Origin of the sequence: Klebsiella sp. 141203 (assembly GCF_032601985.1) — a bacterium.
GTDB lineage: Bacteria > Pseudomonadota > Gammaproteobacteria > Enterobacterales > Enterobacteriaceae > Klebsiella > Klebsiella aerogenes.
Window position 1 is genome coordinate 130897 of record NZ_JAQIRL010000008.1, and the last position, 7495, is coordinate 138391.

The 7495-nt window shown below is 57.0% G+C and carries 5 protein-coding genes and 2 tRNA genes; 3 read left to right on the forward strand and 4 right to left on the reverse strand.

Annotated features, from left to right (window positions below):
- Positions 1-29: 29 nt before the first annotated feature.
- The 3 genes from mscM to rsgA form a co-directional block, all read right to left on the reverse strand.
- Positions 30-3356 (reverse strand): miniconductance mechanosensitive channel MscM, encoded by a 3327-nt coding sequence (gene mscM, locus PGR29_RS23345; protein WP_316425438.1) that lies wholly within the window; start codon positions 3354-3356, stop codon positions 30-32.
- 24 nt (positions 3357-3380) lie between these two features.
- A complete protein-coding gene (gene asd, locus PGR29_RS23350) occupies positions 3381-4343 on the reverse strand; it encodes an archaetidylserine decarboxylase (protein WP_113374741.1) in 963 nt (320 codons plus the stop codon).
- A 150-nt stretch (positions 4344-4493) separates the two neighbouring features.
- Positions 4494-5555: a small ribosomal subunit biogenesis GTPase RsgA gene (rsgA, locus tag PGR29_RS23355; protein WP_087859205.1), complete on the reverse strand. Its 1062-nt coding sequence runs from the start codon at positions 5553-5555 to the stop codon at positions 4494-4496.
- Between the two features lie 94 nt (positions 5556-5649).
- Between rsgA and orn the strand changes: the two genes are divergently transcribed.
- Entirely contained in the window at positions 5650-6195 is a 546-nt protein-coding gene (gene orn, locus PGR29_RS23360; protein WP_015704162.1) for an oligoribonuclease, read from the forward strand.
- Positions 6196-6235: 40 nt separating this feature from the next.
- On the opposite strand, the gene PGR29_RS23365 is transcribed toward orn, so the two are convergent.
- Positions 6236-6967, reverse strand: a complete 732-nt coding sequence (locus PGR29_RS23365; protein ID WP_316425443.1) for an arginine ABC transporter substrate-binding protein — start codon at positions 6965-6967, stop codon at positions 6236-6238.
- Positions 6968-7259: 292 nt separating this feature from the next.
- Between PGR29_RS23365 and PGR29_RS23370 the strand changes: the two genes are divergently transcribed.
- Together PGR29_RS23370 and PGR29_RS23375 are read left to right on the forward strand one after the other, a co-directional pair.
- Positions 7260-7335: transfer RNA gene (locus tag PGR29_RS23370), tRNA-Gly, on the forward strand.
- Between the two features lie 71 nt (positions 7336-7406).
- Positions 7407-7482: transfer RNA gene (locus PGR29_RS23375), tRNA-Gly, on the forward strand.
- Positions 7483-7495: the final 13 nt, after the last annotated feature.

Consider the following 7495-nt stretch of genomic DNA (forward strand, 5'->3'; position numbering starts at 1 on the left):
GGTGAAGCGCTCACCGGGCTAGTTAGTGCTTACAAACTTCCTGGCGTACGGCTGCTTTTACCCGCTGAGTTCAGCGGCTGGCTGCTGCGCAGACCATCCAGGCTTTCCAGACGCATCTGGAACGGTGGGAACGGCATGTCGATGCCGTGCGCGCGGTAACCCGCCAGAATCAACTGATGCAGCTCATGACGCAGCGGCATACGGTGGCCCATCTCGGCGGCGTAAATACGCAGCTCGAAAATCTGTATCCCCTGCTGCAGGTCAACGAGAAACGCTTCCGGCGCCGGAGTATCAATCACCAGCGAGCAGCGATGAGCGGCGGTCAACAGAATCTGCGTGACCTCTTCCGTATTGGCCTCCGCGGGCGCCGGGATAGTCAACACCACGCGAGTGACCGAATCCGACAGCGACCAGTTGATGAACTGTTCGGTGATGAACGCTTTGTTCGGCACGATGATTTCTTTACGGTCCCAGTCGCTGATGGTGGTGGCGCGGGTATTAATTTTCGTCACGCTACCGGTCAGGCTGCGGATAGTGACCGTATCGCCGATACGGATCGGTTTTTCAAACAGGATGATCAGGCCGGAGATAAAGTTGGCGAAAATTTCCTGTAGACCAAAACCAAGACCGACGCTGAGCGCCGCCACCAGCCACTGCAGTTTCGACCACTCAATACCAATCATCGAGAAGCCGACCAGCCCGCCAATTAGCATCAACAGATATTTGGTGATGGTGGTGATGGCGTAGCCGGTACCCGGCGTCAAATCCAGATGTTGCAGAATCGCCAGCTCCAGCAGCGCCGGGAGATTGCGCACCAGCTGGGTGGTGATAATCAGCACCAGAATGGCGATCAGGACGGCGCCAAGAGTAATGGGTTCAAGACTTTCGACGCCCTGTACCGTGGAGGTCACATCCCATAGCGAGATATTTTCGAGGAAGCCGAATGCCGAGTGAATTTCCGACCACAGAATAATCACCGACAGCAGGGCGATTAGCATCAGCAGCGAGCGGACCAGGCGCAGGGACTGGGTACTGATGGCGTCGAGGTCGACTTCGCTGACTTCCGCTTCGACCGAACCTTCGGTGCTGGTGGAGTGGGCGGTATCTTCTTCGCCGCGGGCGCGCTGGGCGAGGATTTCCGCACGGCGGTGTTTGGCGCGATCGAAGGCCAGACGCCGACGCTGAATCAACATCCAACGGCGAATAATATGGTAAACCACCAACAGCAGGAACCAGATGGCGACCGAGGTTTCCAGTCGCGCCAGTAGCGCCTGCGAGGTGGCAAGATAGCCCACTGCCGCCGCCAGCATCGCGATCAGCGGCGCGCCGAGCAGCAGGTTCCACAGCAGACGGTTCACCATGTTCTCGCCGTCGCCTGCTTTATCAAGATACAGCGGGATCCCGGCGTGCTTCAGGCTCAAGGTAACCAGCGCCAGCGCGCCGCATATCAGCATGAAGCACAGGCGGCCCAGAGAGGCCGAGAATTCACGGTCGTTGAGATTATCGAACATGATCAGCGCCATAATCAGCGGTACGATCAACCCGATGCTCATCAGGTAGTAACGCATGGCTTTGGCGACGCGGTTGCGCGGCCAGCCGAAGTGGGCGATGAACAATCCATTCGGCCGGGCGAAGGTGGCGCAAATCATCACCACCCATAGTAGCGGCACGGTGGCGGTCACGCCGTCGCCAATGGCGACCGCCAGCGGGAAGGGCCAGGCCGCCTGCAATCCATAGCCGAGCGTCATCCACAATACCGGCAGCGGAGATGCCACCAGAATTGACCAGAACACGGTACGCAGCGTCAGCCAGAAGTGATCCTGAGTCACCTTGCCGATCCGCGCGCTGGAGCGCTCAAGGAAGCGGGTAAAGTGGCGGCGCGAATAGATACTGAAGCCCACCAGTACCAGCGCGCCAAACAGCGGGAACAGCGTCTCTTTGCTGGTCAGCATCATGACGCTGGCCTTGCCGAGCTGGTTGATGGTATCAAGCGAGATCAGACGACGCAGATCCTGCACTACTTCCAGCGGCCAGGAGAAGCCAATCGGGCTGACGTCCGAGGTCCAGAACAGATAGCGGTGGGTTGCTTCGTTAATCTCTTTCAGCGCGTCTTCTAACTGGCCGTTGGCGACCTTCAGTTTCGTCAGTTCGAGCAGCAAGGTATCGCCGCCGCGTAGAAGCGAGTTAAGCAGCTCGCTCTGGGTACGCAGCTGCGCCTGCAGGATGCGGTTTTGTTCCGCGGTGAGCGGCTCGCCGTCGGCCTGGCGAATCAGCCGTAGCTGCGCCTGCTTGCTGAGCAGGTCTTCGTAATGCAAGCGCTGCACGCGCAACTGGGCCGTTTCAGTATCTAACTGCTGTGGGCGCGGGCGCTCCGGCAGACGGGCGACCTGGGCGCGTAGCGCTTCGCCAAGTAGATTCGATGATCCCAGCCACTGCGACTGTTCGCGCAGGGTGTTCAGCGCCTGGCGCACCTGGAGCGTTTGATTGGTTGCTTGCCGCTGCTGCGAGGCCACCAGATCCAGGCGCTGAACCTGCTGATTAAGCGCCTGCGATAGTTCGCGGTTAATTTTGAACTGGTCGGTGATCCCCGGCGGCAGGTTTTCGCTGTTTTCCGCCAGCAGCTCGGTGCTCTCCAGCGCCTTTTCCGCTTCGCGTTGGCGCTGGCTGTTCTGCTGATTACGCAGCGCCTGCAGGTAGGCATCGAGCTGTTCGCTCTGTTTCTGCGCCAGCTCAGAGCGGATGCGCGACAGTTCCTGGCGGTTGTTAGCGGAGAGTTGGGCCAGATCCAGCTCGTCGACCAGCGCTTTCAGACGTGCGGATTCCGCCTGCAGACCGAGATTTTGCGCCTGCGCCAGCGGCGTATTGCCGGGCTGCGCGCCGACGCGACGTTCAATCTCATTAAGCTTGCGGCGGGCGTCGGTTTGCTGCTGTGGTAATTGATTAAGGGAGTCGGCGATTTCCCGCGCCCGATCCTGCTCCTGCTGCGCCTGGCGGCTGGCTTCCAGCAGTTGGCTGCTGACCTGCAGGATCTCCTGATTCAGCGCGTCGGCGGTGAGGGCGGTAGATACCTGGTGCGGCGTTTCGCTGACATTCGCTAACTGAGCGCGGAGCGTTTGAAACAGTTTGGGGAAATTATCGATAACGTCCTGGTACTGGCGAGCGCGCTCAACGGAGGCGTTGCGCTCCTCCAGCGCATTCAGCGCGGCTTGCAGGACTTCGACGGTTTCAGGCTGGGCGGGTTTCGCCGCCTTCGCCTGTTCCAGTTCCTGGGTAATTTGTTTGACGTCCGGGGCCGTCGCTGCGTACGCCCCGAAGCTGAGGCTCAAGGCCAACAGAAAAGTGTATATCAGGCGCACGGCGTAACCCTTTGTCGTCAGGAATTAACCTTCGTCTTGTTTATCGTCAACCAGCGGGCTGGCGCGGTGTTCGGCGCGGATCTCTTCTTCCGGCAACGGCGCAGGTTCCACGGAGATATCAGCTTCTACGGCCGTCGCCAGCGGTTCGCCGATTTTGGTGACTGACAGGCTTTGCAGCTGTTCAACCAGCTTCACCTGGCCTGGCGCAAACAGGTTAATCACCGTTGAGCCCAGCTTAAAGCGGCCCATCTCCTGGCCCTTCAGCAGCGCAACGGAGCCTTCGCTTTCGCCTGCAGGCCAGGTCCAGCGTTTAATAATACCTTCCCGCGGCGGCGTCACGGTGCCGGACCAGACGGTCTCGATGCTGCCAACAATCGTTGCGCCGACCAGAATCTGCGCCATCGGACCGAATTCAGTATCGAACAGGCAGATAACGCGCTCGTTGCGGGCAAACAGGTTCGGTACGTTTTGCGCCGTCAGGTGGTTGACCGAGAACAGATCGCCCGGGACATAGATCATCTCGCGCAGGATGCCGTTGCACGGCATATGCACGCGGTGATAGTCGCGCGGCGACAGATAAGTGGTGGCGAAGCTACCGTTACGGAACAGGTCGGCCATCTGGTAGTTACCCGCCAGCAGGGCCTCCAGGGTGTAATTGTGGCCTTTGGCCTGCAGAATTTTGTCATCTTCGATAGCGCCAAGCTGGCTGATAACGCCGTCAGCCGGCATTACCAGCACGTTGGGATCGGTGTTCAGCGGGCGAACATCGTCACGCAGCGGGCGGACGAAGAAGTCGTTGAAGGTGCGGTAAGCGGCAGTATCCGGCTTCTGCGCCTCTTTCATATCGACTTTGTAGTATTTGACGAACAGATCGATAACCAGTTTAGTCAGCCAGCCTGCTCGTTTACTTGCCCCCCAGCCTGCGAGGCGGGTGAGCCACAGTTTAGGCAGAATGTATTGCAGTGAGAGTTTAAACGAGTTTAACAAGGTAGCCTCCAGGCCGTTAATTGTCGTTCCTGACCCCGCTTTGGCGCGGGGTACTGAAAAGGGGGACGATTCTATACGTAAACTTCAGCGAATTGTATCCGCGCCGTCTTGCCGGCAAAGCGATTACGTATAGCGACGACAGCTTAAATGTCAGTCGTCGGTTGATGAAAAGCTTTTACGCGTTTTTACCTGCACCTGTTCCATACTTTCCAGGATGCGGTGATAGTTGGCGAAACGGCTTTCGGCGATGGCGCCTTTTTCTACCGCTTCGCGAATGGCGCAGCCTGGGTCGGTGTCGTGCTTGCAGTCGCGATACTTGCAATGGCCTAAATAATCATGGAATTCGACAAAGCCGTTGGTGATTTGTTCCGCGTCAAGATGCCACAGGCCGAACTCGCGCACGCCTGGGGAGTCAATCACATCGCCGCCGTGCGGGAAGTGATAAAGACGTGCGGCGGTGGTGGTGTGCTGGCCGAGCCCTGAAACATCAGAGACGTCGTTCGTCAGGATTTGCTCATCCCGCAGTCCCAGCAGCGTGTTCAGCAAGCTGGATTTACCCACCCCGGACTGGCCGGCAAAGATACTGATGCGCCCGGTCAGGGCCTCTTCAAGCGGCTTCAGGCCGTCCTGAGTATGGCTGGACACCATCAAAACCGGATAACCGATCTGGCGATAGATATCCATCTGCTCATTGACGAAGGCCATACCCTCCTCGTCCAGCAGGTCTATCTTATTCAGTACCAGCAGCGGTTCGATATTCTGCGCTTCGCAGGCCACCAGATAGCGGTCGATAATATTGAGCGACAGTTCGGGTAAAATGGCCGAAACCACCACGATTTGGTCGATATTTGCCGCGATAGGCTTCACGCCGTCGTAAAAGTCCGGGCGCGTCAGCACCGAGACGCGTTCATGTACCGCTTCGACGATGCCTTTGACGTTGACCCCGTCGGCGGCGTCTTTGCCTGGCCGCCAGACCACGCGGTCGCCAGTTACCAGAGAACGAATGGTTCGGCGAATGTTGCAGCGGTGGGTCGTGCCATCCGCGGATTCGACATCGGCATGCATACCAAAACGGCTGATGACGATACCTTCAGAAGGCTCGCCAAACAGGTTGTCATCGTAGTCGGCCTTCTCCGAAGTCGTTTTCAGGCGGCGCTGGTGGTTGGCCTTAACGCGGCGCTGCTGGCCTTTGGAGAGCTTATTTTTACTCAATCGAACTGGCTCCTGGTCGCCCTGATGGGGCAAAACCTCTATGATACACGCTATTTTAGATGAATATAGTCACGCAAGAAGGGTGGAAAATAGCATGAGTGCAGATGAAAACAACCTGATTTGGATCGATCTTGAGATGACGGGGCTGGATCCCGAGCGCGATCGCATTATCGAAATCGCCACCCTGGTCACCGACGCGAATCTTAATATTCTGGCAGAAGGCCCGACCATTGCCGTGCACCAGTCTGATGCTCAGCTCGCGCTAATGGACGAATGGAACGTGCGCACTCATACCGGCAGCGGGCTGGTCGATCGCGTGAAGGCCAGTACCGTGGGCGACCGTGAAGCGGAACTGGCCACTATTGAGTTTCTCAAGCAGTGGGTGCCGGCGGGGAAATCGCCAATTTGTGGCAACAGCATCGGTCAGGACCGCCGCTTCCTGTTCAAATATATGCCGGAACTGGAAGCTTACTTCCATTATCGCTATCTCGACGTCAGCACCCTAAAAGAGCTGGCGCGCCGCTGGAAGCCGGAAATCCTTGATGGGTTTAAAAAGCAGGGCACTCACCAGGCCATGGACGATATCCGCGAATCCGTCGCCGAGTTAGCCTATTATCGCGAGCATTTTATTAAGCTCTGAAGCATAAACGAGGCCATCATGGCCTCGTCGTTTTACTGCGTTAATTAAACCACTTTTGTTCCATCTGCTGGAACTCCGGCGACGCCTTCACGACCTCCAGCGCGTTATTAATCTGCTTAAGCAACTCCGGGTCGTCTTTGCGTACCGCGATCGCATATTGTTTGCCGTAGTAGGCCGGGTCGGTGGCGCGCTCTTTCATCTCTGCGTAATCAGGATTATCCGCCAGCCACTGGTCCATCGTCGCTAAATCGCCGATCGCGCCGTCGACTTCGCCGCTTTTCAACGCCGTCAGCGCCTCGCTATCGCTGCCAAAGGCGACGGTTTGAATGCCTTTTTGTTTATCGCGTAGATAACGCTGATGAACGCTGCCCTTGACCACGGCGAGCTTTTTACCCTGCAGGTCGGCAAAGCCGTGGGCGGCGTCTTTTGCCGTGACTACCACCCCGGAGAGCTCCTGGCGATAAGGCTGAGTGAAGGCGACCTGCTTTTCACGCATCGGCAATACTTCAACGCCGGCGATAATAGCGTCGAACTTTTTAAAGCGTAGCGCCGGGATGAGCGTATCAAAGCGCTGCGGCGTGAATTTACATTCCGCCTGCATCTGTTTACACAGCGCATTGGCCAAATCAATGTCAAAACCCGTAGGTTGGCCTTTGCCTTTGACGGTCTCAAACGGCGGATTGGCGGTTGTGGTGCCAAAATGGAGCGTCTCGGCAGAAGCTGTTCCGATGATTGATGTGGTCAGCAGCAGGACGGAAAGCGCTTTTTTCATTCTGAATCCCTGATAGTCGTCATGGTGGACCTTTTCGCGGATAGCCACCGCGGTGTCATGCGGGCGATTTTGCGCCATTCGCGCGGGGGGAAAAAGATATTTTGCTAATTATGGCGGTTATTTATACAATTCAGTGGGCTGTGTGGCGAGAAAATGTCCATTCAAACAAAAAACGAAAAAAAGTGCTCGCCAGGGGGTTGCAGGTGAATCGAATTCTCGTATAATGCGCCTCCCGTAACGACGCAGAAATGCAAATTACGACGCCATCGAAATATGGCAAAAAAGCAGTAACGCGGGAATAGCTCAGTTGGTAGAGCACGACCTTGCCAAGGTCGGGGTCGCGAGTTCGAGTCTCGTTTCCCGCTCCAAAATTTGAAAGCAGCACCATACCAAAACATAGTTTTCAGGTTACCGACAGGTAGATTGAAAACCAATGTAAGCGGGAATAGCTCAGTTGGTAGAGCACGACCTTGCCAAGGTCGGGGTCGCGAGTTCGAGTCTCGTTTCCCGCTCCAAATTTCTTCCTTT

Coding starts and splice junctions, on each gene's coding strand:
- orn (WP_015704162.1), top strand. CDS start 5,650: ATGAGTGCAGATGAAAACAACCTGATTTGGATCGATCTTGAGATGACG.
- PGR29_RS23365 (WP_316425443.1), bottom strand. CDS start 6,967: ATGAAAAAAGCGCTTTCCGTCCTGCTGCTGACCACATCAATCATCGGA.